Genomic DNA, 25828 nt, shown 5'->3' on the forward strand with positions numbered 1-25828 from the left:
CCTGACGATGAATCCCCGCGACCTGATCCATTCCCTCGATGAGAAGGCCTGCCTCGCGCTCCTCTCAGACTGGGCGAGGCACAAGAGCTATTCCGAGACCGACGGCGAGCGGGCGCTCGTCCATCATGTCGTCGACCAGATGAAGGCGATGGGCATCGAGGCGGAGGCGCAGGCCTTCGATGAGGGCCGCCGCGCCAATGCCATCGGGCGCTGGAAGGGGACAGGCGGCGGCAAGAGCCTGATGTTCAACGGCCATCTCGACACCAACCCGGCAACCGAGGGCTGGACGGTCGATCCCTGGGGCGGGCTCGTCGACGACGAGTTCATCTACGGCATCGGCGTATCCAACATGAAGGCGGGCGACGCGGCCTCCTATTGCGCGGTGAAGACGCTGCTCGATGCGGGCGTGAAGCTGAAGGGCGACGTCGTCCTGACTTATGTCGTCGGCGAGCTTCAGGGCGGGGTCGGCACCGTCGCTGCGATCCGCAGCGGCATCCGCGCCGACTATTTCGTCAACAGCGAGCCGACCGACGTGCAGGCCGTGACCATGCACGCCTGCGCCTTCTCCTTCGTCATCGAACTCGTCGGCAACACGCGCCATCTCTCGAAGCGCGAGCAGGCGGTCGACGCGATCATGGCGGCCTGCGACTTGATCCCGCGGCTGAACGGCATGACCTTCTCCGGCGCTCTGACCGCCGAGCATGAATCGATCAACCGCGTCCATGTCGGCGTCGTCCATGGCGCGCTCGGCAAGGAACTGCACGAGTGGCGCGCGCCGCAGGTCGCCGACTATTGCAAGCTCAAGGGTTCCGGCCGCTATGCGCCCGGCCAGACGCAAGAAGGCGCGCTCGCCGACATGCAGCGCGAACTCGCCGCGCTGGAGGCCCGCTTCCCCGGCCTGAAGACCACGATCCGCATCGAGAAGAAGGAAGGCCACCAGTCGATGCCGGCCTTCGAGGTCGCCAGGGACGCGCGCATCGTCAAGACGGTCAATGCGGCCTATGAGGCGGTGCGCGGCGAAAAGCAGCCGACCGGCGCGATCAAGCCGCCGGGCTTCTTCGGCACCGATGCCGGCCATCTCTATGCCGAAGCCGATATGGAAGGCATCGTCTGCGGGCCCGGCGGTCGCTACAACACCATGCCCGACGAGCGCGTCGAGATCCGCGACTTCCTCGACATGGTCCGCATCTACATGCTGACCATCCTGGATATCTGCGAGGTGGCGTGAGCCCGCTCTTCTCGCGCGAGGAATTTGCGGGGCGGGTGGCGCGTGCCCGCGCCGCGATGGCGGAAGTCGGCGCGGAGCTTCTGCTGGTCGACCATGCCGAATGCCTGGCATGGCTGACAGGCTTCACGGTCTCGGAGACAATGTATCGCGCGGCTTTCCTGCCGCTCGAGGGCGAGCCGTGGTTCGTCCTGCGGGAGCTCGACGCCGAGCCCTGCCGCGCCGCCTGTTGGTTTGCCGATATCGTCGGGTTTCCCGATACGGCTGAGCCCCACGCCGTGATGGCCGATGAAATCCGTCGACGGGGCCTCGGCAACGCGCGGATCGGCGCCGATCATCTCTCCTATGGCTTTACGGCCGCGACGCGCGACCGGTTCGCGGCGCTTCTGCCGCAGGCTCGCTTTGTCGACCTGCCGCAGGCGAGCGACCTGCTCCGGGCCGTGAAGTCGCCGGCCGAGATCAACCAGATCGGCCAGGCCGCCAGCATCGCCGACAAGGCGATGAGGTCAATCGCGGAAAGGGCGCAGCCCGGGCTTTCGCCAAGGGCAGCCTCAGCCGTCGCCGCTGCCTGCTTTCTCGAGAACGGCGCCGATACAGGCGAAACCGGCCCGATCCTGCCCGGCATTGGCGACCACGAATTCCTGCACGGCGTGATGACGGCGCAGCCGCTCGGCGAGAGCGACATCCTCCATGTCGAACTGATCCCGAAACTGCGCAATTACGGCGCCCGACTGATGCGTCCGGTGCTTATCGGCGGGGACGAGCGTGGACTTTCACTGCTCGCCGAGCGTCTGGTCGCGCTCCAGGACGAGCAGTTCGCAGCCATGCGTCCGGGCGTCCTGGCCTGCGAGATCGATGCCGTGCTGCGTGAAGCCGTGCTTCGTGAGGGTTTGCGTCCTGCCTACGATAACGTCACCGGCTACACGCTCGGCCTCTACGCCCGCACCCCGCGGCCCAGCGACTTCTCTCGCGTGTTCCTGCCGAACGCGCGCTGGAGACTCCAAGAGGGCATGGTCTTTCACATGTATGTGACGGCCGGCGGCCTGGGATTCAGCGAAACCATCGTAGTCGAAACCGATGGCTGCAGGAGAATGAGCTCGCTGCCCCGCAAGCTGCTCTCAAGCACCGTGCATTGAAGCTTCGTCCTTCACCGGTTTCGGTCTGGATCCGGATTGCGATTTGGTAAGGCGCCCTTGGCTCCAATGTTGCGGCGAATGTCCGCTCAGCAACAGGCGCCGAATGTTGGAACTTGACGCAATACGGACGGGTGTGGCTGCAAAGTCGAACGCCTGCGAACGGAGAGGGCAAGGCGGCTCGTCCCCGCGCCGCGTGGGCGATCTCTGGCGTGGGCGAGGCGTGCGGTTCCGTAGGCTAGAGATCAAGGCCGGGCGTTCGGTCCGGCGCAGGCGCCGCTGAGGGGCGCGTGGTCGGCGCCGCCCTCTGATCCCCCCTCAGCCGGCCGAACCTGCGGTGACCGAGCGCCACCAGCCCGGTGCACAACGCCCGCGCGGCAAGCCACGTCATCTCGCAAAATACATTTGTGTCATAAAACATTCATTTGTATGATCCACTGCAAAAGCACTGCCCCGCATCTGGCGGCGGCAGGCCGCTTCCTCCGGGAGAGCGCCCTTTGGGAGGGGACAATGCAACGGGTCGTGCAGATTTCTGACACCCATCTCAGCCCGGGCAAGCCGCATTTTGCCTGCAACTGGGAGCCGCTGAGAGCCTGGCTGGCGGGGCAGGGGCCGGACCTCGTCATTCATACCGGGGATGTCACGGTCGATGGCGCCGATGTCGAGGACGACATGCGCCATTGCCGCGAATTGCTGGACGGGCTCGGCCTGCCGGTGCTGAGCATTCCCGGCAATCATGATGTCGGCGAGGCCTGGCACCCGCATCAGCCGGTCAATGCAGAGCGTATCGCGCGCTGGCGCAGCCATCTCGGCGCGGATTTCTGGAGCCGCGATATCGAGGGCTTCAGGCTGATCGGCCTGAATTCCATGCTGTTCGGCAACGACGAGGCGGATGAGGAGCGCCAGCTCGCCTGGCTCGAGCGCGAGATCGCGGGGGCTGATGGGCGCCGTCTCGGCTGGTTCCTGCACCGGCCGCTCTTCGTCGAGACGCCGGACGAGGGCGACAAGGGCTATTGGAGCGTGCCGCCGCGACCCCGGGCCCATCTGCTCGATCTCGTGCGCCGCCATGACGTCGCCTTCGTTGCCAGCGGCCATCTGCACCGGGCCCATGATTTCATGGTCGACGGCACGCGCTATATCTGGGGCCCGTCCTCGGGCTTCGTCGTCGGCCCCGAACTGCAGCCCGGCATGGCCGGCTCAAGCACCCTCGGCGCTGTCGCCTACAGTTTTGACGGCCAGGATTTTTCGGCCGCGATCCATGAGATTCCCGCGCTGACGACGCTCTGGATCGACGATGTGATCCACGAGGTCTACCCGCCGCGCGCCGCCTGACGCTGCCGTCGGCCGCGCCTCGCGGCCGCCTTCGACACCGCCCCGCCATCCCTCACAATTCAAGAGGCGAACGACATGGCCACAGTCGCGCTGTCTTCCATCGCCAAGGCGTTCGGGCCGACACAGGTGCTCGGCGGGGTCGAACTCGACATTGCCGATGGCGAATTCCTGACGCTGGTCGGCCCCTCCGGCTGCGGAAAATCGACCCTGATCCGGATCATCGCCGGGTTGGAACAGCAGGATTCCGGCAGCGTCGCCATTGGCGGGGCCGGCGTCGACCATCTGCGCCCGCATGAGCGGCGCGTCGCCATGGTGTTCCAGTCCTATGCGCTCTACCCGCATATGAGCGTGCGGGCGAATATCGCGCTGCCGCTGATGATGGCGCGGCTGAAACTCTGGCAGCGCCTGCCGCTGCTCCGCCTGCTCTCGGGCCAGCGGCGCAAGGCGATGGCCGGCATCATCACGGATGTCGACGCGGTCGCAGCCCAGCTCCAGCTCGGCCATCTGCTCGATCGCAAGCCGGCGCAGCTCTCGGGCGGCCAGCGCCAGCGCGTCGCGCTCGGGCGCGCCATGGTGCGCAGCCCCGATGTCTTCCTGATGGACGAGCCGCTCTCCAATCTCGACGCCAAGCTGCGCGTCCATATGCGCACCGAGCTGGCGGAGCTGCACAAGCGCCTGGGCGCGACCTTCATCTATGTCACGCATGACCAGGTCGAGGCGATGACGATGTCGGACCGCGTCGCGATGATGGATTCAGGCGAGATTCTGCAGCTCGGCACGCCCTCGCAGCTCTATGAGAAGCCGGCTTCGCTCAAGGTCGCGCAGTTTATCGGCAGCCCGGCGATCAATCTCCTGCCCGCGACGGTCGGCACCGCCGGCCGCCTCGAATTGTTTGGCCGGCCGATGGCGCTTGCGGTGGCGCTGGCGCCGGGGCAGGCGGTCACCCTCGGCATCCGCGCGGAGGCGCTGACGCTCGTTCACGGCGAGCCGGCTGGCGCAGGCCGCGCCTGGTTCTCCGCGCGCCTCAGGCGCAAGGAGAATCTCGGCTCCGAATATATCCTGCATTTCGATCTCGCCGGACGCGATGCGCCGGGCGTGACCATGCGCGCGAGCCCCGCGGTCGCCGCCGGCGTCAACGAGGCGGCCGAGGTCACGCTCGGCTTCGACGAAGCGGCGAGCCATATCTTCGATGCGCAGGGCGACAGGCTCGAGCCGCGCGGGCAGGGCAGTCTCAGCGCCTCCGTCGTGCCGCTGAGGGCCTGAGCATGACGCTTGCCCTTGCAACAGTCGCCGCTTCCCCTGCCGCTTTCGCGCCCGTCGCCCGCCGCCGGGCGCTGATCGAGCGGTTGACCGGGCTCGGTTTCGCGCTCCCGGCCTTCATCCTGCTGCTGCTGACGATCCTGCTGCCGCTTGCGGTGCTGATGCTGCTCAGCCTGACGAATTACGAGTTCGGCGGCGTCGACATGGACTGGGTCGGCCTCGCCAATTTCCAGAAGGCGCTGGCCGATCCGATCATCCGGCGCTCCGTCGTCAACACCTTGCTCTATGTCGCGATCGTCGTGCCGGGCGGCGTCTTCGGCGCGCTGCTGATCGCAGTCATGGTGCATCGGCGCCGCCGCAGTCGCTCCTTCTACGAGGTGATCTATTTCCTGCCGGTGACTTCGACGCTGATCGCGATGGCGACGGTCTGGCAGTTTCTGCTCCACCCCTCGCTCGGCCCGGTCAATGGCCTGCTGAAATGGCTGGGCTTTGCGCCGGTCGCCTTCCTGAGCGAGCCTTCGACGGCGCTGGCGACGCTGGCCGTAATCGGCATCTGGCAGCTGCTCGGTTTCAACATGATCCTGTTCCTCGCCGGACTGACCGCGATCCCGCGCGATCTCTACGAGGCGGCCGATATCGATGGCTGTTCCAGCGGCATCGACCGCTTCCTCACCATCACCTGGCCGCTGCTCGGGCCGACGACGATGTTCGTGCTCGTCACCACGATGATCACCGCCTTCAAGATTTTTGACACGGTGGCGGTGATGACGCGCGGTGGCCCGGTCGGCTCCACCGAGGTGCTGCTCTACAACATCTATCTCGAAGGCTTTCAGTATTTCCACACCGGCTATGCCGCGGCGCTGACCTTCATCTTCCTCGCCTTCATCCTCGTCTTCTCGGCCATGCAGACCTTCGGCCTCGACAAGAAGGTGCATTACTGATGGCCGCTCCCGCGTTTGCCCCCGCCGCCGTCACGCCCGTGCATTCGGTGCTGCGCCGCTTCCTCTCGCTCGCCCTGGTCCATGGCGTGCTGATCGCGGGCGCGATCTTCATGCTGGCGCCCTTCATCTGGATGCTGGTGACCTCGATCAAGCCGCCGGCCGAGATCTTCAGCGCCGAGATCTCGCTCTGGCCAAAGCAGTTCTACGGCCTGCAGAATTACGGTTTCGCGATGGAGAAGGCGCCGCTGCTGCGCTTCGCGCTGAACGGCGTCATCCTCTGCGCCGGCATCCTCGTCGTGCAGCTGCTGGTTGCCATTCCCTGCGCCTATGCGCTGGCGAAGCTGAACTTTCCCGGCCGCAATGCGCTCTTCGTCCTGGTGCTGCTCGGGCTCTGCATCCCGGTGCAGGTGCCGGCCATGCCGCTCTATATCGCGCTCGCCCAGCTCGGCCTGCTCAACACCTATTTCTCGATGATGGTGCCGTTCTTCCTCTCGGTCTTCGCCATCTTTCTGTTCCGCCAGTTCTTCCGCAGCTTCCCGGACGACATCATCAACGCGGCAAGGCTCGACGGCATGAGCGAGTTCGAGATCGTCTGGCGCATCGTGACGCCAAGCGCCTGGCCGGCCATCGCCGCCTTCTCGGTCTTCTCGGCGGTGGCGCACTGGAACGACCTGTACTGGCCGCTGATCGTCATTTCCGATGCCAAGCTCGCCCCGCCGCCGCTCGGGATGATGTTCTTCGCCGATGCCGAGACCGGCTCGAATTACGGCGCGCTCACTGCCGCGGCGACGATCCTGACCGCGCCGCTCGTCCTCGCTTTCCTCATCGCCAGACGGAGGTTCATCGACGGCATCACGATGACCGGGGTGAAGTAGGCAGGCTCCGACAAGGACCGGCACTGCCAAGCTCCAACCGCAAGACGCTCAGGCCTGACGCATCGATTCAACCCGGCAGCTTCGCTGTCCATGTCACGGAGATCAAACATGAAACCCTTTGGCAAGGCGCTTGCTGCGGCAGCGCTCGCCCTCGTCGCATCCACGGCCGTCCGCGCCCAGGATGTCACGCTCGATGTGCTCTACGCCTTCCCGGCCTTCGCCAAGTTCCACGAGCCGATCGCCGCGGAATTCATGAAGACGCACCCGACTATCAAGATCAATTTCCGCGCACCGGCGGCGAGCTATGACGAGGGGCATCAGGCGATGCTGCGTCAGTCCGTCACCAACCAGCTGCCGGATGTCTATTATTCCGGCTTCCATCTCTTGAGCGAACTGGTCGAGACGCTCGACAAGCGCAAGCAGATCGTCGATCTCGGCCCGCTGCTGAAGGGGGAGCCGGACGACTGGCGCAAGGCGAATTACTCCGACGCGCTGCTCGCGCTCGGCCAGGTCGGCGGCAAGCAGGCTGGCCTTGCTTTCAACGCCTCGACACCGCTGATGTATGTCAATGCCGAGCTGGTGAAGAAGGCCGGCGGCGACCCCGACAAGCTGCCCGACACCTGGGCCGACGCCGTCGCGCTCGCCAAAAAGATCCGCAGCGGCGACACCGCCGGTCTCGCCTACAACATCCATGACTGGCCCGACGACTGGCTCTGGCGCGGCGTGATCCTGCAGGGCGGCCATTCCATGCTCTCGGCCGACCGCAAGAAGGTCGCCTTCGGCGGCGAGGTGGGCGAGAAGACGCTTGGCCTGCTGCGCAGCCTGGTCACGGAAGGCGGCATGCCGGTGATCGACTGGGACCAGTCGCGCCAGCAGTTCATCGCCGGCAAGATCGGCATCTTCTTCGACACGCCGGCACGGCTGCGCCAGGTCACCGACCTGATCGGCGACCGCTTCACCCTGAAGACCGCGCTCTTCCCGGTCGATGACAAGGCCCAGGGCAAGCTGCCGACCGGCGGCAATGCCGCGCTGATCACGGCCAAGGACGCCGCCAAGCAGAAGGCGGCCTGGGAATTCATCAAGTTCGTAACCGGCCCCGAGGCCCAGAAGATCGTCGTCGAGACCGCCGGCTACATGCCGACCAACCTGCGCGCCGGCGGGGACGCGTATCTCGGTCCGTTCTACAAGGACAACGCCAATTTCCGGACGATCAACGGCCAGGTCCAGCGCGCTGCTCCCTGGGAAGGCTATCCCGGCGGCAACTCGGTCCGCATCTGGCGCCAGCAGCGCGAGGTGATCTCCGGCGTGATGCGCGGCGACATCCAGCCCAAGGCCGGCATCGAGCGCATCGTCTCCGAGACCGAAGCGCTGATGAAGTGAACAGGCGCGCCTCGCTCCACGCCGCCCGGCGCCAGCCGGGCGGCAAATCCTTTCGATCATCCTTGCCTGGCCCTACGGAGCCCTCATGATCATCGCCCAGCTCAGCGACTTCCATGTGCGCCCGCATGGCCAGCCGGCCTATGGCATCGTCGACACCAATGCTGCGACGCGACGGGCGATCGACGCGGTGCTGGCGCTGGAGCCCCGGCCGGATTGCGTGCTCGTCACCGGCGATCTCTGCGATTGCGGGCTGCCGGAGGAATACGAGATCGTCCGCGCCGAGCTCGCGCGGCTGCCGATGCCGGTCTATGCCGTGCCCGGCAACCATGACCGGCGCGAGGTCTTCGCTTCCGTGCTCGGGGAGGGCGGTTCTTACCTGCCGAAGAGCGGCTTCCTGCACTACGTAATCGAGGACTTCCCGGTCCGGCTGATCGGGCTCGATACGGTCATTCCCGGCGAGGATGGCGGCGAGATCTGTGCCGAGCGCGAGGCCTGGCTCGCTGAGCGCCTTGCCGAGGGGCGCGGCCGCCCGACGCTGATCTTCATGCATCACCCGCCCTTCGCGGTCGGCGTCGACGGCATGGACATCATGCCCTGCCGGGTCTCGCCGGGTTTTGTCGCGCTGATCGCCCGTCATCCCGAGATCGAGCGGGTGCTTTGCGGCCATTACCATCGCCCGATCCAGCTTCGTTTCGCCGGCACGATCGGCTTTGTCGCGCCGGGCACCGCCCATCAGGTCGCGCTCGACCTGTGCCCGGGCACGGAGAACTGGTTCGTCATGGAGCCGCCCGCGCTCGCGATCCATGTCTGGAAACCGGAGACCGGCCTGGTCAGCCATCTCCAGCCGATCGGCGATTTCGGCCCGCGCCGGCCCTTCGTGCTCGACCCCGCCTATCCCGGCAAGCAGCAGGCGGTGGCAGCCCATGTCTGACCAGCGCCTGATTTCCCTTCTCGAACAGGCCGGCGCGCTGGCGCGCGAGGCCGCCGATCTCTTGGTCGCGATGCAGGGCGAGCAGCTTTCCGTGACGCGCAAGGAATTGCGCGATGTCGTCACCGCCGCCGATCTCGCCTCGGAGCGTCTCGTCATCGCGGGCCTGCGCCGGTTGACGCCGGAGGCGGCGATCCTCTCCGAGGAGGCCGGCTTCTCCGGCGCGTCCGACGCGCCCTGCTGGATCATCGACCCGCTCGACGGCACGGTGAACTATGCCGGCGGCCTGCCCTGGTTCTCGGTGACGCTCGCCTATCAGGAAGAGGGCCGCACCGTGCTCGGCCTGACCCATGCCCCGCTCGCCGGGCTGGTCGCGCGCTATGCCGAAGGTTCCGTCGCGAGCATCAATGGAGAGCCTGCCGCCGTCTCCCGGACCAAGAGCCTTGCCGACGCGGTCGTCTCGATCTGCCTGACCTCGCATTATTCGATTGAGGATACGGAGCGGACCTGCGCCGTCATCCGGCGGCTGTCGGGCCTCTGCCGCGGCGTGCGCGTCATCGTCTCCGGCGGGCTTGAAATGTCGCTGGTGGCGGCAGGCCGGCTCGATGCCTTCATCGGGCTGAAAGCCGATATCGTCTCGCATGCCGCCGCCATGCCGCTGGTGCGCGCTGCCGGTGGCAAGGTCACGACGGTTGCGGGCCTGGATTCACGCGACGAGGATCTGGAGAAGGTCGTCTCGAACGGGTTGATCCATGAGGAGTTGCTGGAGGCGATCCGGGGCGCTTGAACTCCGCTCGCATGGACGCTTCCCAGGGTTCGCTGTAACCATTCCGGCCGCTTGACCTGCGAGGAGACGCAGCATGGACCGTTTCACGGGCGGCTGCCGCTGCGGCAATGTCCGCATCGTGGCCTCGGGCCGCCCCTACCGCGTCGGACTCTGTCACTGTCTCGACTGTCGCAAATATCATGGCGCCCTGTTCCATGCGTCGGCGGTCTTCCCCAGGGATGCGGTGACGGTCGAGGGCGAAACGCGCGACTATCGCGGGCGCTTCTTCTGTCCCCGTTGTGGCTCGCCCCTGTTCGGGCGCAGTGGCGACGAGATCGAAGTCAATCTGGGCTCGCTCGATGCCCCTGACCAGCTGATGCCGACCTATGAAAGCTGGATCATCCGGCGCGAGTCCTGGTTGCCGCCCTTTCCCCTCGCGAAACGCTACGAGCGCGATCGTGACGCTCCGGGGCGTGAGGGATAGGGCGCAGGAACGGCGCACGCCGGCGACGTCAGGGAAGACCGGCCTCGCGGAAGCCATCAACGAAATGCGCGAGCGTCCGGGCGTCGCGGAAGGGCTCCGTCGCGGCCCAGTGGCTGGTCGTGAAATGCGGATTGCCGACGAGGAACAGCGCGGCCTCGGAGCCGGCCTCGTCGAGCCGGCCGAGCTGGGCCAGGCTTGCCGCCAGGAAGCGGCGTGAGCTCGTGCGATAGGTCTCGTCCTTGCGCAGCGTCTCGACGGCGGCTTCGTAGTCGCCCGCTGCATATTGCGCCTGGCCGAGCGTCAGATAGTACCAACCCGCCGGAAACGGGTTCAGCCGGAACGCCTTGCCGATAAGCGCAAGGCCGTCCTCGATCCGCCCGGCCAGGACCGCGATGTCCGATAATGTCGCAAAGATATCGGCCTCGTTCGGGTCGAGTTCGATCGCCCGGGCAAATTCCGCATCCGCCTCGGCGAAGCTGCGGTCATAGGCCAGCAGATAGGCCAGGACCCAACGGCAGCCGGCATCGTTGGGGTCGATCGCCACCGCCTCGCGCGCCAGGGCCAGCCCAGTGCTGCGGGCGGGTTCCATGGGCTCGCCCCAATGCACCCAGCCCATCCAGTGGTTCATGGCCAGCCAGCGATAGGCCTCGGCGTAGTCCGGATCGAGCGAAACCGCGCGCGTCAGCATCAGATGCGCTTCCCGCGCCGTCTGCGGGGATTCATCGATCAGCTTGCGCGCTCGCACGCAGAGATCATAGGCCTCGAGGTTCTTGGGCCGGTTGCGCGGCGGCGGGGCGCTGAGCCGGCCGAGCAGCGCCTCGACGATCTTGCCGGTGACCTCGTCCTGGACGGCAAAGATATCCTCCAGGCTGCGGTCGAAGCGCTCCGCCCAGAGATGTTCGCTGCTCACCGCATCGACCAGCTGTGCGTTGATGCGCACGCGCCCCGCGGCGCGTCTGGCACTGCCCTCCAGCAGGTAGCGCACGCCAAGATCGCTTGCGATCGCGCGCACATCCATCGCCTTGCCCTTATAGGCAAAGGCCGAATTGCGCGCGATGACGAACAGGCCGGCATTGCGGGACAGGTCGGTGATCAGGTCTTCGGTCAAGCCATCGGCGAAGGATTCCTGCTCGGGATCGGTGCTGAGATTGACGAAGGGCAGCACGGCGATCGAGGGTTTCCCGGGCAGCGCCAAAGGGGCGCGCCTCGCGCCGTCAAGCTGTTCGATCGCCCCCGTGAAGCGGTAACCGACGCGCGGAACGGTCGCGATCCATTCGCCGCTGCCGGCGGCAGGGCCCAGCAGCTTCCGCAACTGCGCGATCTGGACGGTGAGATTGCCTTCCTCGACGGCCGTACCCGGCCAGGCCGCATCCATCAGCGCGGCCTTCTCCAGGATTTCGCCGGGCCGCTCGACGAGCGCCGCAAGCAGTTTCAGCCCGCGCTGGCCAAGGGCAACGGGGACATCGTTGCGAAGCAGCGTTCCCGCACCTGAATCAAGCACGAACGGACCAAAGGCAAAGCGCGATCCCTGCATGCGGCGCATTTATAGCCCGTTTGGAAGTTTTTGGAACTATTTGGGCTGGCTTAAGTACGACGCTGCTCGTCTCCCGCAGTCTTCAACCTCATTCAGGCCGAGGGCTCCCGACCCCTCAAACCGGATGGAGGTTGTCATGGACGGATCTTGTACCCTTGCCTCAGTCCCGCACCGGGCCGCGCCGCCGGGCATGTCGCGTTTGCAGTCCAGTCTGGCGAGCCTGCGCAGCATTCTCACGACCTGGCGCTGGCGGCTGCGCTTCCGCTGGCAGCTCGCGCGGAACCTGCAGGAGAATCCGCGTCTGATCAGGGATATCGGCCTGACGACATGGCAGGTCGAGGCCGAGATCGCCAAGCCCTTCTGGCGGCGATGAGCGCCTCGCGCGCTCACGCGTCAGCCCCGATGCAGCGCCAGCACCGCCGCGGCGGCGTCTTCATCGGTGATCACCACGGACGCCAGCCTGGCGCGGAGTGCGGCTGCGATCACCGCGGCCTTGTTCGTGCCGCCGGATGCCAGGATCACGGTCGGGATGCGGCGCAGGCCGTCCAGGGGCAGGGCGATGGCGCGGCGGTTGATCGGGTGGTCGATCGCGTTGCCCTCAGCGTCGATGAACTGACCCAGCATGTCGCCGACCGCGCCATGCTCCGCCAATTCCCTGGGGCCGACCTCGCCGGGTAGTCCGTAGCGCACCAAAAGCGAACGCTCGCTCAGATCGCCGGCGCTGAGGATCGCGACATCGGTCGCGCGGATCCGGGCGAAGGCGGCCTCGAACACGTCCTGCGCCAGGATGGTGTCGCGCGATTGTGGCGTGCCGGCATAGATCGGCGCCGCCAGATAATGGCACTCCGCCTGCCAGAGCCTGGCGAAATGGCTGGCGATCTCGAACGTGTTGATTTCGATGCCATAGGTCAGCCCGCCCATCATCGAGGTCACGGTCAGGTCGCGATACTGGCCGGCCCGCACATGCCGGATCGTCTCGCGCAGCGTCCCGCCCCAGCCGACTCCGAAGACGCCCGAGGGATGCTCGTCGATGATCTGCGAGACCAGCTCGCCGGCCGCCTTGCCGATCTGCGCGGAGATCTGTGCCGGGTCGCTCGGCGTCGGCACGACGATCGCGTCCTTGAGGCCGAACGCCTCGACCAGCGCCTGTTCCAGCCTGACGCAGCTCTCCAGCCGCGAATTGATCGTGATATTCACGAGCCCGCTGTTGCGCGCCTCGTTCAGCAGGCGGTTGACCCGCAACCGCGTCATCTTCAGCCGGTCGGCGATATCCGCCTGGGTCAGGCCTTCCATGTAATAGAGCCAGGCGGCCCTGACCTGGGTTTGCGGATCCTCCGGCATCGCGTCATCCCAAGGGCGAGAGCGGCGTCGAGACCGCCAGCCCTTCGCGGCGGAACCGGTCGAGATTGCGTTCCTGCACCGGGCTTACATCGCTTTCGTTTGCTGCGACAACGCACAGCGATGCGGCCTGCCGCTGCGGATTTGCCTTGACCATCACTAATGTAAATACAAAAATACATTTGTTGAAGGTCTATGCGAAGCCGGAGTGCATTGCGCAATGTCCCACGCCATCTTTCTTCACGCCGCAGGTGATGCGCGCTTCGCGCCGTTCAACCTGCGCGAGGGGGCTGCCAGTGAAACCCTGCTGGATGTCGCTGCCGTCGGGCTCTGTGGCAGCGACCTGCATTATTACAAGGATGGCGGCATTGGTTCGGCCGTGATTGCCGCCCCTTTCGTGCCGGGCCACGAGTTCAGCGGCTGGCTGACCGAGGACCTGCCGGAGCTTGGCCTGGCGCGGGGCGCGCTGGTCGCCGTCGATCCGAACCAGGCCTGCGGCCAGTGCCAGCATTGCCGTGACGGCCACCCCAATCTCTGCCCCGAGGTCGTGTTCATCGGTGCGCCCCCGCATGATGGCGCGATGACCGAGCGGATCTGGGTGCCGAAATCGCAGATCGTTCCTGTGCCGGAACGCTTCACGCCGAGCGATGCCGTGATGCTGGAGCCGCTCGGCGTCGCGATCCATGCGGTCGACCTCGCCAAGCCCCGCCTGCTCGAACGCGTCGCGCTGATCGGCTGCGGCCCGATCGGGCTCCTGATCCTGCAGGTGCTCCGGGCCGTCGGCGTCGGCGAAATCCTGGCCTGCGATCCGCAGCCGCATCGGCGCGCGCTGGCGCTTAAGCTCGGCGCGAGCAAGGCCGGCGCCAGCGTTGCCGAGATCGCGGACTGGACGAAGGGCGAGGGCATGCCGCTGGTGATCGAGGCCACCAACGCACCGGAAGGCTTTCGAGATGCCATTCGCGCCGCGCGCATCGGCGGGCGGGTCGTGCTCGTCGGCATCCCGGATGGCGACAGCTATGTCGTTCCCGCCGCCGAAGCCCGCCGGCGCGGCCTCACCATCAAGTTTTCGCGGCGCATGGGCCATGTCTACCCCCGGGCGATCGAACTCGTGGCGCAGGGCAAGGTCGATGTCGATGCGGTCGTCAGCCACCGCTTCTCGCTTGCCGACGGACCCGACGCCTTTCGTCGCCACGCCGCCAATGAGCCCGGCATGGTGAAGAGCCTGATCTACCCGCGAGGGCCCGCTGATGACGCGCGCTAGAGCATCGGCCCGAAAAGTGAATCGCGGTTTTCGGAAGAGCCGATGCAAGCACATAAGAGCATCGGCCCGAAAAGTGGATTGCGGTTTTCGGGAAAGCCGATGCAAACACATAAGCTTAGATCATCAGACCGGACACGATATCCGGTCCGATGACCGAAGCGCTCGTGGAAACATGATGGGCGTCCGACACTGGCTAGGTGGCGCCTGACGTGAGCTATATCGGCATCGATCTCGGCACCTCGTCGCTCAAGGCCATCCTGGTCGACGGGCAACAACGCGTCGTCGCCGATACGGCGCGCGCGCTCACCGTGCATCGTCCGCAGCCGCTCTGGTCGGAGCAGGAGCCGGGCGATTGGGTCGCCGCCGCCTTGGGCGCTTTGCACGACCTGAGGGACGCTGCTCCGGCTGCCTTTCGTCTCTGCCGGGGCATCGGGCTCTCCGGGCAGATGCATGGCGCGGTTCTCCTGGACGAGGCCGACCGGCCGCTGCGTCCCTGCATCCTCTGGAATGATGGCCGCGCCAGCGCGGAATGCGCCGCGCTCGAGGCGGCCGAGCCGGCCTCGCGCGCCATCACCGGCAACATCGCGATGCCGGGCTTCACCGCGCCAAAGCTGCTCTGGGTCCGCCGGCATGAGCCCGGTCTCTTCCGGCGCATCCGAAAGGTCCTGCTGCCGAAAGCCTATCTGCGCCTTGTGCTGACGGGGGAGGCGATCGAGGAGATGTCGGACGCATCAGGCACGCTCTGGCTCGATGTCGGTTCCCGCGACTGGTCGCAGAGGATGCTTGCTGCGACCGGGCTCGATCGCAGCCAGATGCCAGCCCTCGTCGAGGGCTCGCAGCCCGCCGGACGGATGCGCGCGGATCTCGCCCGAGAACTCGGCTTTGATTCACCGCCGCTCTTTGCCGGAGGGGCAGGCGATAATGCGGCCGGCGCGGTTGGCTTGGGCGCCGTCGCCGCCGGGGCGAGTTTCCTGTCGCTCGGCACATCCGGTGTGCTCTGGCGTACCACCGCCGGTTTCGAGCCGCGGGCTGACAGGGCCGTTCATGCCTTCTGCCATGCCTTGCCCGGCCTCTGGCACCAGATGTCGGTCCATCTCTCCGCCGCCGCGAGCCTGAACTGGTGGGCGAACGTGACGGGGCATACAGAGGCCGAGTTGCTGGCGGCGCTCGGCGAGACCGTCACGGCGCCATCGCCGGTGTTGTTCACGCCCTATCTCTCCGGCGAGCGCACGCCCCATAACGACCCGCAGATGCGCGGCGGCTTCGCCCGTCTCGGTCACGAAACCGGCCGCAATGCCATGACGCAGGCGGTGCTGGAGGGCGTCGCCTTCGCATTCAGGGACGGCAAGGCGGCGCTGGAAAGCGCGGGCGGGCCGATCATGGAAGCCGTGGTCATTGGCGGCGGCGCGCGTTCGGGCCTGTGGCTCTCCATCCTCGCCAGCGTCCTGGACATGAGATTGCATCGTTATCCTCAGACCGAGACCGGCGCCGCCTTCGGGGCGGCGCGGCTCGCCCGCTTGGCCTGCACCGGCGAGAACTCCGGCGAAATCTGTACCCAACCCCTGGGCAGCCCCGAGATTTTCAATCCGCAGCGGGATCTCGTTGCGGCCTATCGGGAGCGCTACGACGATTGGCAGAGCGCCGCAGAATTCAGTCGCACGATGCAGTAGACGCGGCTGCAGGATTTGACAGAAACGCGAGCGGATGCTCTTGATCGGAGCATCCGTTCAAGATTGTTGCTGTCTCATGGCTCCGCATCCACGCTTCGACCTCATCATCCTCGACTGCGACGGCGTGCTCGTCGACAGCGAGACGATCAGCTGCCGCACCCTGGTCGATATTCTCTCGCCACTGGACCCGGATTATGATCTGGAAGCGGTGATGCGGCGCTATCTCGGGCGACCCGCCAGCGCAGTCGTCGAGGATTATGAGCGCATGACCGGCCGGCCGGCTCCGRAGAGTTTCAGGCAGGACTGGCGGGTGCGGCTCTTCTCCGCCTTCAGCGCGGCGTTGCAGCCCCTTGCCGGCGTGCGCGAGGCGGTCGAGGCCTTCGATGTCGACTATTGCGTCGCGTCCTCCAGCGACGAGGAGCGCATCGAGCATTGCCTGCGCAAGACAGAGCTCTGGGATCTGTTCGAGGGGCGGATCTTCAGCACGACGCGCGTCCAGCGCGGCAAGCCCGCGCCCGATCTCTTCCTGCTCGCGGCGCGTGAACGCGGCGTGGCGCCCGAGCGCTGCCTCGTCATCGAGGACAGCGTCAGCGGCGTGCTCGCCGCCAAGGCGGCGGGAATGACCGCCTATGGCCTGACCGCCGGCAGTCACTTCGCGGTGCTGGACCAGCGGCGCGCCCTGGTCGAGGCCGGAGCCGACAGGTTGCTCGGCGCCTGGCGCGAGCTCGCGCTGCCTGCAACGGCGGGCTGACGCGCCATGGCCGATAATGACAGCGCGCGCCTCGACGATGCCGCCCGCGCCGGCTGGCTCTACTACATTGCCGGCCGCACCCAGGACGACATCGCCGGGATCCTGAACATTTCGCGCCCCGCCGCGCAGCGCCTGGTTTCGCTCAGCCGCAGCGAGGGGCTGATCAGCTTCCAGATGAGCCATCCGATCGGCGCCTGCATGGAGCTTGCGGCACGGCTGCGCGATCGTTTCGAGCTGCAGCACTGCGAGATCGCGCCCTCCGACGGCTCGGCCGAGACGGCTGCGGCCGGCGTCGCCTCGCTCGGCGGGGTGCTGATCGAGCGCTGGCTGCGCTCGCGCAAATCGCTGGTCATGGCGCTCGGTACCGGGCGCTCGATGCGCGCCAGCATCGAGCGGGTGTCGCCGATGTCCTGCCCGCTGCACCGGCTCGTCTCGCTGGTCGGCACGATCTCGCCGGATGGCTCCGCCAGCCCGTTCGACACGCTGGTCAAGCTCGCCGAGATCACCAAGGCCCAGCATTTCCCGATGCCGTTGCCCCTCTATGTCTCGAGTCCCGAGGAGCGGGCGCAGCTGATCGAGATCGAGGCGATCCGGCGCATCCGCGCCATCGCCGGCGAGGCCGATCTCTGGCTGATGGGCATCAGCCAGATCGGCGAGGATGCCGTGCTCTATCGGGACGGTTTCATGACGCGCAGCGAATTGCTCGAAATGGTCCGTCACGGCGCGGTCGGCGAGGTCACCGGCTGGGTCTTCGACGGTGAGGGCAGGCTGCTCGACCGCGGTACCAATCTGCGGGTCACCTCCGTGCCGCCGGAGCCCGGCAGCGACCGGCTGCGGATCTGCATCGGGCAGGGCACGGCAAAGGTCGCCCCCCTGCGTGCCGCGCTCAGCGGTCGTCTCATCAATGGCCTCGTCACGGACGAGGATACGGCGCGCGCCCTGCTGGCGCTCTGAGGCCGGCTGGCAGCTCCCTGCGTCCATCGCTTCACTCCCGCTTCGTCCTGATGTCCGGCCCGTGCCCCCGATTGCCGGCGGCCGTCATCGCTTTGTCATCGATGGTTGACATAGAAGCGGAGTGTGCGAGCATATGCTTCAATCAAGAGCAGATGCTCATATAAACCGACGAGGGAGGCTTTGAATGCGACCTGTCTTTGGTGCGCTCGCTGGTGCGGGTGCGATGCTTCTGGCGGGGTTGTCCTGCGCCCAGGCGGCAACCGAAATCGAGTTCTGGCATGCGATGAGCGGCACGCTCGGCGAACGCGTCGACGAGCTGGTCAAGAAGTTCAACGACTCGCAGAAGGACTATGTCGTCAAGGCGGTCGGCAAGGGCACCTATGACGAGGTCCTGAACGGCACGATCGCCGCCTATCGGGCCAAGCGCCAGCCGGAGATCGTGCAGTCGAACGAGCGCTCCTTCCTGACCATGGTCAATTCGGGGGCGATCATCCCGACCAGCGAACTGATGGCCCAGCAGGGCCAGCCGATCGACGTCAAGAAATACATCGCGCCGGTCGTCAGCTACTACGCCATCGACGGCAAGCTCCAGGCGATGCCGTTCAACTCCTCGACGCCGATCCTGTTCTACAACCGCGACCATTTCAAAGCCGCGGGCTTCGACAAGCCCGGCGCGACCTGGCAGGAGCTCGAGCCGCAGCTCGAAGCGATCAAGGCCAAGGGCGTGTCGAAATGCGCCATGGTGCTGCCGGGCGACTACGAGTGGAGCTTCCTGGAAAACTACAGCGCCGTGAACGACATCCCGTATGCGACCAAGCGCAACGGCATGGACGGGCTCGACACCAGCTTCGTCTTCAACAAGGGCAAGCTCGTCGGCCAGGTCGAGCGGATGAAGCGCCTGATCGGCCCCGGCGTGATGCAGCTCGCGGGGCAGGGCGTCATCCCGATCCAGCTCTTCACCTCGGGTGAATGCTCGACGATCATCGCCTCGACGGCCTCGCATGCCGCCGTCGTCGCCGCTGCCAAATTCGACTGGAGCGCGGCCGAGATGCCCTTCGAGCAGGGTGTGACGCCGAAGAACAGCGTCATCGGCGGCGCGGCACTCTGGACCCTGAAGGGGCACACGCCGGAGAAGTACAAGGCGATCGGCGCCTTCTACAATTTCCTGGCCCAGACCGACACGCAGGTCTGGTGGCACCAGGCCACCGGCTATGTGCCGGTCACGGTCGCCGCCTATGACGCAGCCAAGGCGCAGGGCTACTACCAGAAGAACCCGACGCGCGAGATCGCGGTCGTGCAGCTGATGCGCGGCACGCCGAGCGACAATTCTCTGGGCTTCCGCATCGGCAACAGCAACCAGATCAATGTCGCGATCATGGAAGAGGTCTCGGCCGCCTTCCTCGGCCGCAAGCCGGTGCAGCAGGCGCTCGACGATGCCGTTTCGCGCGGCAACGAGTCGTTGCGCCGCTACGAGCAGCTCAATGCTGGCAAGAAATAGCGCGGCGGAGCTTCCCGCGGCGGCTGCCGGCGGCTGGCGCTTGCGCTGGCTGCTGCGGCGCCGGACTGCTCCGGCTTTCTCCGACGGGCAGGCCGAGAGCGGCTTGAAGCGGGCCCATTTCACGGAATGGCGCTTGCCCTTCTGGCTGCTGGCGCCGCAGCTCTTCATCCTCCTGCTGTTCTTCTTCATCCCCTCCGTCAGGGCGCTGATCCAGGCGTTCCAGCTCACCGATCCGTTCGGCGCGACGACGCAATGGGTCGGCTTCCAGAATTTCGAGCGGCTGTTCCGCAGCAGCGTTTATTGGTCCTCGGTCCAGGTCACGGTCGTGTTCACCGTCGCGCAGAACGTGCTGACGCTGTCGCTCGCGCTGCTGCTCGCCTTCGCCTCGAACCACATCCTGCGCGGGCGCGGTGCCTACCGCACCATCCTGCTGCTGCCCTATGCGATCGCGCCCGCGATCGCCGGCATCATGCTCGCCTTCCTGTTCAACCCGCGCGTCGGCCCGGTCGCCCATATGCTGCAGGGGCTCGGCTTCGACTGGGATCCGAACCGCAATTCCTCGCATGCGCTCGCCCTGATCGTCATGGCGGCGTCCTGGAAACACATCTGCTACAACTACATCTTCCTGGTCGCGGCGCTGCTTTCGGTGCCCCATTCGATCCTGGAATCCGCCTATCTCGACGGGGCCGGGCCGATCCAGCGGTTCCTGCGCATCTCGCTGCCGATGATCGCGCCGACGCTGTTCTTCCTGATCGTCATCAATTTCGTCTACGGGCTGTTCGAGACCTTCGCCATCGTCGACGCGACGACGCGCGGCGGCCCGGCCGGAGCGACCTCGATCCTGGTCTACAAGGTCTATCAGGACGGTTTCGTCACGCTCGATCTCGGTTCGTCCGCCGCCCAGTCCGTGATCCTGATGGGGCTGGCCCTGCTCCTCACCTATGCGCAGTTCCGCTTCATCGAGCGGCGCGTGAACTACAGCGTGTAAGGGGAGCGCCTGAGCATGAACGAGCGCACGCCCGTCCTCGATGTCGTCTGCCATCTCATCCTGCTGGTCGGCGCAGCACTCGTCTGCCTGCCGCTCTATTTCGTCTTCGTCACGGGAACGCTGACCCAGCAGGAGGTCATGCGGGTGCCGATGTCCTGGCTGCCTGGCGACGCCTATTTCACGAATCTGGAGACCGTGTTGAGCAGCGCCAATTTCGGCCGGCTCCTGCTCAACTCCTTCATCATCGCCAGCGGCATCACCATCGGAAAACTCTCGGTCTCGGTGATCGCGGCCTTCGCCGTCACCTATTTCCGTTTTCCCTTCCGGCTGACCGTGTTCTGGCTGATCTTCATGTCGCTGATGCTGCCGATCGAGGTCCGCATCGTCCCGACCTATGAATCGGCGGCGAATGTCGCCCTGCCGCTCAACATCCTCGGCTCATGGCTCGGCATGCAGGTCCTGGTCGATCTCGACTGGAACATGGTCAACCGCTATTCCGGCCTGATCCTGCCCTTGATTGCCTCGGCCACCGCGACCTTCCTGTTCCGCCAGTTCTTCCTGACCATTCCGGACGAACTCTGCGAGGCCGCCCGTATCGACGGCGCCAGCCCCTGGCAGTTCTTCCGCCTGATCCTGCTGCCGCTCTCGCGCTCCAACATCGTCGCGCTCGCGATCATCCTCTTCCTGATGGGCTGGAACCAGTATCTCTGGCCGCTGCTGCTCACCACCGAGCCCGCCATGGCCAATGCCGTGATCGGGCTGAAGAAGCTGATGCCGCAGGCCGACTCGCTGCCGACCTGGCATCTCCTGATGAACGCGGCCCTGCTGACGATGCTGCCGCCGACCCTCGTCATCCTTCTCCTTCAGCGCTGGTTCGTGAAGGGACTTGTCGACAGCGGCAAGTAGCGGCCAGCACCATAAAGCCAAGGCTCTCATCATGCGGATCATCGGACATCGCGGCGCGCGCAATATCTGGGCGGAGAACAGTCTCAGCGGCTTCCGGCAAGTCTGCGACCTCAAGAACGTCTGCGACCTCAAGGTCGACGCGGTCGAACTCGACGTGCATCTCTCCGCCGATGGCGAGATCATGGTGATCCATGATCCGCTGCTCGAGCGCACGACGGACCATAAGGGGCCGGTCGCCGGGCTCTCCCGCGAGGCGCTGCGCAAGGTTCGGCTCAACGACACGCTGGGCGAGACGATCCCGACCTTGGCGGCCGTGCTCGACGTCTTCGCGCCGACCGGTATCGAGCTCGAGATCGAGATGAAGATGGACGCGCTCGGCAATCCCCATGCGGGACTGCTGGAGAAGGTCATCGCCCTGGTCGAGGCCAGAGGCATGGCCTCGCGCGTCGTCCTGACCTGCTTCGTTCCCGAGGTCATCGAGGAGATCCGGGCGAAGGCCCCGCATATGCGCCGCCTCGCTTCGGTCGATCGCCGCTCCTGCGAAGCCTTCGGCGGCGTTGATGCCACCTTGCGGCGCTTCGTCGATCTCGGCTGCATCATCGCGGTCGAGCAGTCGCTGCTGCGGCTGGCACTCGATCGTGCGCTGGGCATTGTCGGGCGCGAGAAACTCGGTGTCTGGGTGCCGAACACCCTGCGCGAGCTTGATTACTGGCTGGGGCAGCCGATCGCGCAGATCACCAGCGATCGCCCCGATCTCGCCCTGCAATTGCTGGCCGCGAAGGCTGGGTGAGGCGATGGCCGTCACTCTGTCGCGGGCCCGGCTCGGCGAAATCGGCAGCGCGGTCGCCCGGCCGCGCTATCGGCCGGAGGATCTGAGCGCCGGCATCGTCCATTTCGGCGTCGGCAATTTCCACCGCGCGCATCAGGCCTGCTATCTCGACGAACTCTTCGAGAGCGGGCTCGATCGCGACTGGGCGATCATCGGCACCGGCGTGCAGGAAAGCGATGCGGCGATGGGGCGCGAGCTTGCCGCCCAGGACTTCCTGACCACGGTCGTCGCGCAGGACGCGACCTCCGCGCAGGCGCGGATCACCGGTGCGATGATCGATTTCATCCCGCCCGGCGACAGGGCAGGGCTGCTCGCTCGCCTCGTCGATGCCCGCACGCGGATCGTCTCGCTCACCGTCACCGAGGGCGGCTACTACATCGATCCGGCGACGCAGGCCTTCGACGCGAACCACCCCGATATCATTGCGGATGCCGCCGATAGGCTCGCCTCTCCGAAGACCGCCTTCGGGCTGATCGGCGCCGCCCTGCTGCAGCGCCGCGCCGCCGCCCTTGCGCCCTTCACGGTGATGTCCTGCGACAACCTGCCGGGCAATGGCCATGTCACGGAGAATGCCGTCGCGGGGCTGGTGGAACTGGTCGACCGTTCCGACGCGCACTGGATCCGCGAGAGCGTCGCCTTTCCCAACGGGATGGTCGACCGCATCACGCCCGCGACCTCGGAGCGCGAGCGCGCGGCCCTGCGCAGCGATTTCGGCATCGACGACCGGCGCCCGGTCTTCTGCGAGGATTTTCGGCAATGGGTGCTGGAGGATCGCTTCCCCGCCGGGCGGCCGCGGCTCGAACAGGTCGGTGTCGAATTCGTCGCCGATGTCGCGCCCTTCGAGCTGATGAAAATCCGCATCCTGAATGGCGGGCACGCGGCGATCGCCTATCCCGCCGGCCTGCTCGATATCCATTTCGTGCATGAGGCGATGGAGGACCCGCAGATCGCGCGTTTCCTCCGGGCCCTGCTCGATCACGAGATCATCCCGCTCGTGCCCCCTGTGCCCAATACCGACCTCGGGGCTTATCGGCGGACGATCGAGCGGCGCTTCGCCAATCCGAAGATCGGCGACACGATCCGCCGGCTTTGCCTGGACGGGTCGAACCGCCAGCCCAAGTTCATCCTGCCGACGCTGCGCGACGCGCTCGGTGCGGGTCGCAGGATCGACGGTCTCGCGCTCGTCACCGCGCTCTGGTGCCGCTATTGCTATGGCGAAACCGAAAGCGGGCAGGCGATCGCGCCGAACGATCCGAGCTGGCAAAGGCTGACGGAGCAGGCCCGCAAGGCCAGAACCCAGCCGGAGTCCTGGCTCGCGATGCGGGATGTCTATGGCGATCTGGCGGACGACCCGCGCTTCCGGGAGGCTTTTGGTCAGGCCCTGCAACGAATTTGGCACGTCGGCACGCGGGCGAGCCTCGACCACTATCTGGCCCGCAGCGCCCAGGGCTGAGCGCGTCGGCGTCCGGGCGCCGCGCTGCTAGGCTACAATCGGGGCATCAGGCTAGTCCGGTTCGCGGAACGGGGCGGGAATCTGGCTTATCAGCCAAGCTTGATGTCCAGCAGTCTTTCGATGGTCTTGATCCCGATCTCCGCCTGGAGCTTCTCGTCGATTTCCTCTGCGCTGAGGCACCCTTCGAGCCAGAGGCCGTCGATCACGGCGTTGAGCGCGATGCTGAGGCGTTGCCGCTCAGATGGGCCTGGATTGCGCTGCTCGGCCGTCAGCACTTCTCCGATCAGGTGGTCGCAGGCGCATCGGTAGGCGAGATATTTGTCGCGATGCACCTCGGCGAAGGCAGGGTTGATCGGAACCTGGCTGATGAAGGTCGCCCATAGCGACAGGACGCGAGGATCGGCGACCGGCCCGCTGATGCTCGCGAGGATGAAACGGCGCAGCTTCTCATGCGCGCTGCCCTCCGTCTCGACGATCGCGAGAGGCGGTCCGGTGATGATCTCGATCGTCCGACGGTACGCTTCGACCATCAGATTGTCCTTCGAAGCGAAGTGGTGCCGGATCAGGCCGTTGCTGACGCCGGCATGGGCAGCCACGGCGCGTACCGTCGTGCCCTGGATGCCGAGCTCCGCGATGCAGTCGAGCGCGGCTTCGATCAGGTCGGCGCGCCGGTTGAAGTCGGGGGCCCGCCTGAATGTCGCCGTCATCACTGTGCCTCCGATGCAGTCAGGGTCAGCAGATCAATATTATGCGCTTGCATAGTAGCTATACAATCGCATAGTCCCGCGCCACAAGACCCGCCACGACCCCGAACCCGACGCACCGGCAGACACAGCGCTTGACCCAGCATTCGACACACATGAGCGAGCGCTCCAGGGGGACGTTCCTCGTCCTGGCGGCGACGATCTGCTGGAGCGCCAGCGGGCTCTATTCGCGCCTGCTGACCACCGATGTCTGGACGGCGATCGGATGGCGCTCCTTGTTCGCCGGCCTCTTCCTGATCGGGCCCTTGCTTTTTCTCGGCGGCGGCCTGTCGCGCCGGCACTGGCGGACGGTCGTGCAGCCGGCCGGATTGGCCATGATCGCCTGCCAGACGATCAGCCAGGCGAGCTTCATCGGTGCCTATTACACGACCAGCGTCGCCAACGTGGCCGCGATTTATGCGACAGCGCCGTTCATTGCCGCATTGCTGGGCTGGCTGCTCCTGAAGGAGCGCGCCTCCTGGCGCACGCTGGCGACGGGCCCGGTCTGCCTGATCGGGGTCGGCATCATCATGGCGTCGTCGATCGGCGGCGGGCGGGTCGTCGGAGACCTGCTTGCCCTCGTCATGACGGCCTCGTTCGCCATGGTCATCGTGCTGCCAAGGCTTAACCCGGACCTGCCGGCGCTGCCGCCCATCATCGTCAGCGCGCTTTTGACCTTCGTGCTGTTTGCCCCTTTCGGCTCGGCTGGTTCGCTCGACCTCCATAACTGGGTCGTGCTTGCGGCCTTCGGCGCCACGAATTTCTCGATAGCCCTGGTGCTCTTCATCATGGGCGCACGTCACCTGCCGCCGGCCGAGGCGGCGCTCATCGGGACCACGGAGATCGTGATGACCCCCTTGTGGGTCTGGCTCCTGCTGGCCGAGAAACCGCCGGTTGCCACGGTCATCGGGGGCGCAGTCATCTTCGCAGCGGTCGTCTGCCATACGGCGATCGAATTGACGCGGACCCGCCGGCTGAGCCGTTCCTGATGTGACATGCGGCCAGCCCGGTCGTTCAGGTCGGCTCGAAACGTCGGGTCTGGCTACGCTTGCGGATCGGGCCCCCTGATCATCCCGAGGCCCTGGAATGTCCGGTGTGATCAGCGAGCCCGATCGGCGGGCCATGAACCAACACGGATTTTTGTTTGACCGGGCGTGGACGCGTGGTCGGATATGGCAGACCCTGTCGTCCGGGAATGGGCAGAGATGGGATGGATTGCGGCGCTCGATCGCGGGCGGACTGGAGGAATATCGGACAGGCACAATTCATGCTTCGCGGGGATTGCAGCAGGGGAGGCCGGGATGACGAAAGCCACCTACACAGACTGGATGGCCGTGCTGGAGCGCATGGAGCGAACCCAGCGCGAGCACTATCTCGCAGGCCATGACGACGAGGGCGACGCTTTGGGCAAGCAGATCGAGCAATGGATCCTGGCCGGCCGGGCCCAGGGCTATTGCGTGCGGGACGGCAGGCCCCTGACGGATACGCGGCACCCTTCCGAGACAAGCCTGGCCGGTGAGATGCAGCGCCAGTCGGGCCAGCACCGGTCGTCAAAGCACTGAGCCCCCGCGGGCGCGTA

At 66.2% G+C, this 25828-nt stretch carries 25 protein-coding genes; 22 read left to right on the forward strand and 3 right to left on the reverse strand.

Annotated elements, in window-relative coordinates; translation table 11 throughout:
• Positions 1-7 precede the first annotated feature (7 nt).
• The 10 genes from AC1DW9_RS10275 to AC1DW9_RS10320 all read left to right on the forward strand — a co-directional run bounded on the left by AC1DW9_RS10275 (position 8) and on the right by AC1DW9_RS10320 (position 10324).
• Entirely contained in the window at positions 8-1228 is a 1221-nt protein-coding gene (locus AC1DW9_RS10275) for a M20 family metallopeptidase (RefSeq protein ID WP_476776671.1), read from the forward strand.
• A complete protein-coding gene (locus AC1DW9_RS10280; RefSeq protein WP_476776670.1) occupies positions 1225-2361 on the forward strand; it encodes a M24 family metallopeptidase in 1137 nt (378 codons plus the stop codon). Before AC1DW9_RS10275 ends, AC1DW9_RS10280 begins: the two co-directional genes overlap by 4 nt.
• Positions 2362-2868: 507 nt before the next feature.
• Positions 2869-3690 carry a metallophosphoesterase family protein gene (locus tag AC1DW9_RS10285; protein WP_476776669.1) on the forward strand — a complete coding sequence of 274 codons (822 nt, stop codon included), beginning with the start codon at positions 2869-2871 and terminating at the stop codon, positions 3688-3690.
• 75 nt (positions 3691-3765) lie between these two features.
• Positions 3766-4953 carry an ABC transporter ATP-binding protein gene (locus AC1DW9_RS10290; RefSeq protein ID WP_476776668.1) on the forward strand — a complete coding sequence of 396 codons (1188 nt, stop codon included), beginning with the start codon at positions 3766-3768 and terminating at the stop codon, positions 4951-4953.
• Positions 4954-4955: 2 nt separating this feature from the next.
• Positions 4956-5891 (forward strand): carbohydrate ABC transporter permease, encoded by a 936-nt coding sequence (locus AC1DW9_RS10295; RefSeq protein ID WP_476776667.1) that lies wholly within the window; start codon positions 4956-4958, stop codon positions 5889-5891.
• 110 nt (positions 5892-6001) lie between these two features.
• Positions 6002-6766 carry a carbohydrate ABC transporter permease gene (locus tag AC1DW9_RS10300; RefSeq protein WP_441488829.1) on the forward strand — a complete coding sequence of 255 codons (765 nt, stop codon included), beginning with the start codon at positions 6002-6004 and terminating at the stop codon, positions 6764-6766.
• A gap of 108 nt (positions 6767-6874) precedes the next feature.
• Positions 6875-8146 (forward strand): extracellular solute-binding protein, encoded by a 1272-nt coding sequence (locus AC1DW9_RS10305; RefSeq protein WP_476776666.1) that lies wholly within the window; start codon positions 6875-6877, stop codon positions 8144-8146.
• A gap of 85 nt (positions 8147-8231) precedes the next feature.
• The gene (locus tag AC1DW9_RS10310) at positions 8232-9077 is read left to right on the forward strand and encodes a phosphodiesterase (protein WP_441488390.1); all 846 of its coding nucleotides are present in this window, start codon (positions 8232-8234) and stop codon (positions 9075-9077) included.
• Complete coding sequence (locus AC1DW9_RS10315; RefSeq protein WP_476776665.1) at positions 9070-9861, forward strand: inositol monophosphatase family protein; 792 nt, start codon at positions 9070-9072, stop codon at positions 9859-9861. Before AC1DW9_RS10310 ends, AC1DW9_RS10315 begins: the two co-directional genes overlap by 8 nt.
• 73 nt (positions 9862-9934) lie before the next feature.
• Positions 9935-10324: a GFA family protein gene (locus AC1DW9_RS10320; RefSeq protein ID WP_476776664.1), complete on the forward strand. Its 390-nt coding sequence runs from the start codon at positions 9935-9937 to the stop codon at positions 10322-10324.
• Between the two features lie 28 nt (positions 10325-10352).
• Here the strand turns inward: AC1DW9_RS10320 and AC1DW9_RS10325 are convergent, their stop codons facing one another.
• A complete protein-coding gene (locus tag AC1DW9_RS10325; protein WP_476776663.1) occupies positions 10353-11867 on the reverse strand; it encodes a winged helix-turn-helix domain-containing tetratricopeptide repeat protein in 1515 nt (504 codons plus the stop codon).
• A gap of 127 nt (positions 11868-11994) precedes the next feature.
• On the opposite strand from AC1DW9_RS10325, the gene AC1DW9_RS10330 reads away from it, so the two are divergent.
• The gene (locus tag AC1DW9_RS10330) at positions 11995-12231 is read left to right on the forward strand and encodes a DUF1127 domain-containing protein (protein ID WP_441488386.1); all 237 of its coding nucleotides are present in this window, start codon (positions 11995-11997) and stop codon (positions 12229-12231) included.
• Between the two features lie 20 nt (positions 12232-12251).
• Here the strand turns inward: AC1DW9_RS10330 and AC1DW9_RS10335 are convergent, their stop codons facing one another.
• Positions 12252-13199, reverse strand: a complete 948-nt coding sequence (locus tag AC1DW9_RS10335) for a sugar-binding transcriptional regulator (RefSeq protein ID WP_476776662.1) — start codon at positions 13197-13199, stop codon at positions 12252-12254.
• A 217-nt stretch (positions 13200-13416) separates the two neighbouring features.
• Between AC1DW9_RS10335 and AC1DW9_RS10340 the strand changes: the two genes are divergently transcribed.
• From AC1DW9_RS10340 to AC1DW9_RS10380, 9 genes are all read left to right on the forward strand, one after another.
• Positions 13417-14457 carry a zinc-dependent alcohol dehydrogenase gene (locus AC1DW9_RS10340; RefSeq protein ID WP_476776661.1) on the forward strand — a complete coding sequence of 347 codons (1041 nt, stop codon included), beginning with the start codon at positions 13417-13419 and terminating at the stop codon, positions 14455-14457.
• 209 nt (positions 14458-14666) lie between these two features.
• Entirely contained in the window at positions 14667-16127 is a 1461-nt protein-coding gene (xylB, locus tag AC1DW9_RS10345) for a xylulokinase (protein ID WP_476776660.1), read from the forward strand.
• A 76-nt stretch (positions 16128-16203) separates the two neighbouring features.
• Complete coding sequence (locus tag AC1DW9_RS10350; protein WP_476855080.1) at positions 16204-16878, forward strand: HAD family hydrolase; 675 nt, start codon at positions 16204-16206, stop codon at positions 16876-16878.
• A gap of 6 nt (positions 16879-16884) precedes the next feature.
• Positions 16885-17832 carry a sugar-binding transcriptional regulator gene (locus tag AC1DW9_RS10355; protein WP_476776658.1) on the forward strand — a complete coding sequence of 316 codons (948 nt, stop codon included), beginning with the start codon at positions 16885-16887 and terminating at the stop codon, positions 17830-17832.
• Positions 17833-18016: 184 nt separating this feature from the next.
• A complete protein-coding gene (locus tag AC1DW9_RS10360; RefSeq protein ID WP_113517495.1) occupies positions 18017-19330 on the forward strand; it encodes an extracellular solute-binding protein in 1314 nt (437 codons plus the stop codon).
• Positions 19314-20318, forward strand: a complete 1005-nt coding sequence (locus tag AC1DW9_RS10365) for an ABC transporter permease subunit (protein ID WP_476776657.1) — start codon at positions 19314-19316, stop codon at positions 20316-20318. The genes AC1DW9_RS10360 and AC1DW9_RS10365 overlap by 17 nt, the downstream gene beginning before the upstream one ends.
• A gap of 15 nt (positions 20319-20333) precedes the next feature.
• Entirely contained in the window at positions 20334-21224 is an 891-nt protein-coding gene (gene ugpE / locus AC1DW9_RS10370; RefSeq protein ID WP_441488379.1) for a sn-glycerol-3-phosphate ABC transporter permease UgpE, read from the forward strand.
• 31 nt (positions 21225-21255) lie between these two features.
• Entirely contained in the window at positions 21256-22014 is a 759-nt protein-coding gene (locus AC1DW9_RS10375; protein ID WP_441507931.1) for a glycerophosphodiester phosphodiesterase family protein, read from the forward strand.
• Between the two features lie 4 nt (positions 22015-22018).
• Entirely contained in the window at positions 22019-23506 is a 1488-nt protein-coding gene (locus tag AC1DW9_RS10380; RefSeq protein ID WP_476776656.1) for a mannitol dehydrogenase family protein, read from the forward strand.
• 89 nt (positions 23507-23595) lie between these two features.
• On the opposite strand, the gene AC1DW9_RS10385 is transcribed toward AC1DW9_RS10380, so the two are convergent.
• A complete protein-coding gene (locus AC1DW9_RS10385; protein ID WP_476776655.1) occupies positions 23596-24213 on the reverse strand; it encodes a TetR/AcrR family transcriptional regulator in 618 nt (205 codons plus the stop codon).
• A gap of 152 nt (positions 24214-24365) precedes the next feature.
• On the opposite strand from AC1DW9_RS10385, the gene AC1DW9_RS10390 reads away from it, so the two are divergent.
• Positions 24366-25238: a DMT family transporter gene (locus AC1DW9_RS10390; protein WP_476776654.1), complete on the forward strand. Its 873-nt coding sequence runs from the start codon at positions 24366-24368 to the stop codon at positions 25236-25238.
• 312 nt (positions 25239-25550) lie between these two features.
• On the forward strand, positions 25551-25811 hold the full coding sequence (locus AC1DW9_RS10395; RefSeq protein ID WP_441488374.1) for a hypothetical protein: 261 nt from the start codon (positions 25551-25553) through the stop codon (positions 25809-25811).
• The last annotated feature ends 17 nt before the right edge of the window (positions 25812-25828 follow it).

The organism is Allobosea sp. P4_E12 (assembly GCF_056401655.1).

What these genes read in the sequence shown, in the direction of transcription:
- AC1DW9_RS10275 (WP_476776671.1), top strand. Translation starts at nt 8, where the DNA reads ATGAATCCCCGCGACCTGATCCATTCCCTCGATGAGAAGGCCTGCCTC.
- AC1DW9_RS10285 (WP_476776669.1), top strand. Translation starts at nt 2,869, where the DNA reads ATGCAACGGGTCGTGCAGATTTCTGACACCCATCTCAGCCCGGGCAAG.
- AC1DW9_RS10290 (WP_476776668.1), top strand. Translation starts at nt 3,766, where the DNA reads ATGGCCACAGTCGCGCTGTCTTCCATCGCCAAGGCGTTCGGGCCGACA.
- AC1DW9_RS10295 (WP_476776667.1), top strand. Translation starts at nt 4,956, where the DNA reads ATGACGCTTGCCCTTGCAACAGTCGCCGCTTCCCCTGCCGCTTTCGCG.
- AC1DW9_RS10300 (WP_441488829.1), top strand. Translation starts at nt 6,002, where the DNA reads ATGCTGGCGCCCTTCATCTGGATGCTGGTGACCTCGATCAAGCCGCCG.
- AC1DW9_RS10305 (WP_476776666.1), top strand. Translation starts at nt 6,875, where the DNA reads ATGAAACCCTTTGGCAAGGCGCTTGCTGCGGCAGCGCTCGCCCTCGTC.
- AC1DW9_RS10310 (WP_441488390.1), top strand. Translation starts at nt 8,232, where the DNA reads ATGATCATCGCCCAGCTCAGCGACTTCCATGTGCGCCCGCATGGCCAG.
- AC1DW9_RS10315 (WP_476776665.1), top strand. Translation starts at nt 9,070, where the DNA reads ATGTCTGACCAGCGCCTGATTTCCCTTCTCGAACAGGCCGGCGCGCTG.
- AC1DW9_RS10320 (WP_476776664.1), top strand. Translation starts at nt 9,935, where the DNA reads ATGGACCGTTTCACGGGCGGCTGCCGCTGCGGCAATGTCCGCATCGTG.
- AC1DW9_RS10325 (WP_476776663.1), bottom strand. Translation starts at nt 11,867, where the DNA reads ATGCGCCGCATGCAGGGATCGCGCTTTGCCTTTGGTCCGTTCGTGCTT.
- AC1DW9_RS10330 (WP_441488386.1), top strand. Translation starts at nt 11,995, where the DNA reads ATGGACGGATCTTGTACCCTTGCCTCAGTCCCGCACCGGGCCGCGCCG.
- AC1DW9_RS10335 (WP_476776662.1), bottom strand. Translation starts at nt 13,199, where the DNA reads ATGCCGGAGGATCCGCAAACCCAGGTCAGGGCCGCCTGGCTCTATTAC.
- AC1DW9_RS10340 (WP_476776661.1), top strand. Translation starts at nt 13,417, where the DNA reads ATGTCCCACGCCATCTTTCTTCACGCCGCAGGTGATGCGCGCTTCGCG.
- AC1DW9_RS10355 (WP_476776658.1), top strand. Translation starts at nt 16,885, where the DNA reads ATGGCCGATAATGACAGCGCGCGCCTCGACGATGCCGCCCGCGCCGGC.
- AC1DW9_RS10360 (WP_113517495.1), top strand. Translation starts at nt 18,017, where the DNA reads ATGCGACCTGTCTTTGGTGCGCTCGCTGGTGCGGGTGCGATGCTTCTG.
- AC1DW9_RS10365 (WP_476776657.1), top strand. Translation starts at nt 19,314, where the DNA reads ATGCTGGCAAGAAATAGCGCGGCGGAGCTTCCCGCGGCGGCTGCCGGC.
- ugpE (WP_441488379.1), top strand. Translation starts at nt 20,334, where the DNA reads ATGAACGAGCGCACGCCCGTCCTCGATGTCGTCTGCCATCTCATCCTG.
- AC1DW9_RS10375 (WP_441507931.1), top strand. Translation starts at nt 21,256, where the DNA reads ATGCGGATCATCGGACATCGCGGCGCGCGCAATATCTGGGCGGAGAAC.
- AC1DW9_RS10380 (WP_476776656.1), top strand. Translation starts at nt 22,019, where the DNA reads ATGGCCGTCACTCTGTCGCGGGCCCGGCTCGGCGAAATCGGCAGCGCG.
- AC1DW9_RS10385 (WP_476776655.1), bottom strand. Translation starts at nt 24,213, where the DNA reads ATGACGGCGACATTCAGGCGGGCCCCCGACTTCAACCGGCGCGCCGAC.
- AC1DW9_RS10390 (WP_476776654.1), top strand. Translation starts at nt 24,366, where the DNA reads ATGAGCGAGCGCTCCAGGGGGACGTTCCTCGTCCTGGCGGCGACGATC.
- AC1DW9_RS10395 (WP_441488374.1), top strand. Translation starts at nt 25,551, where the DNA reads ATGACGAAAGCCACCTACACAGACTGGATGGCCGTGCTGGAGCGCATG.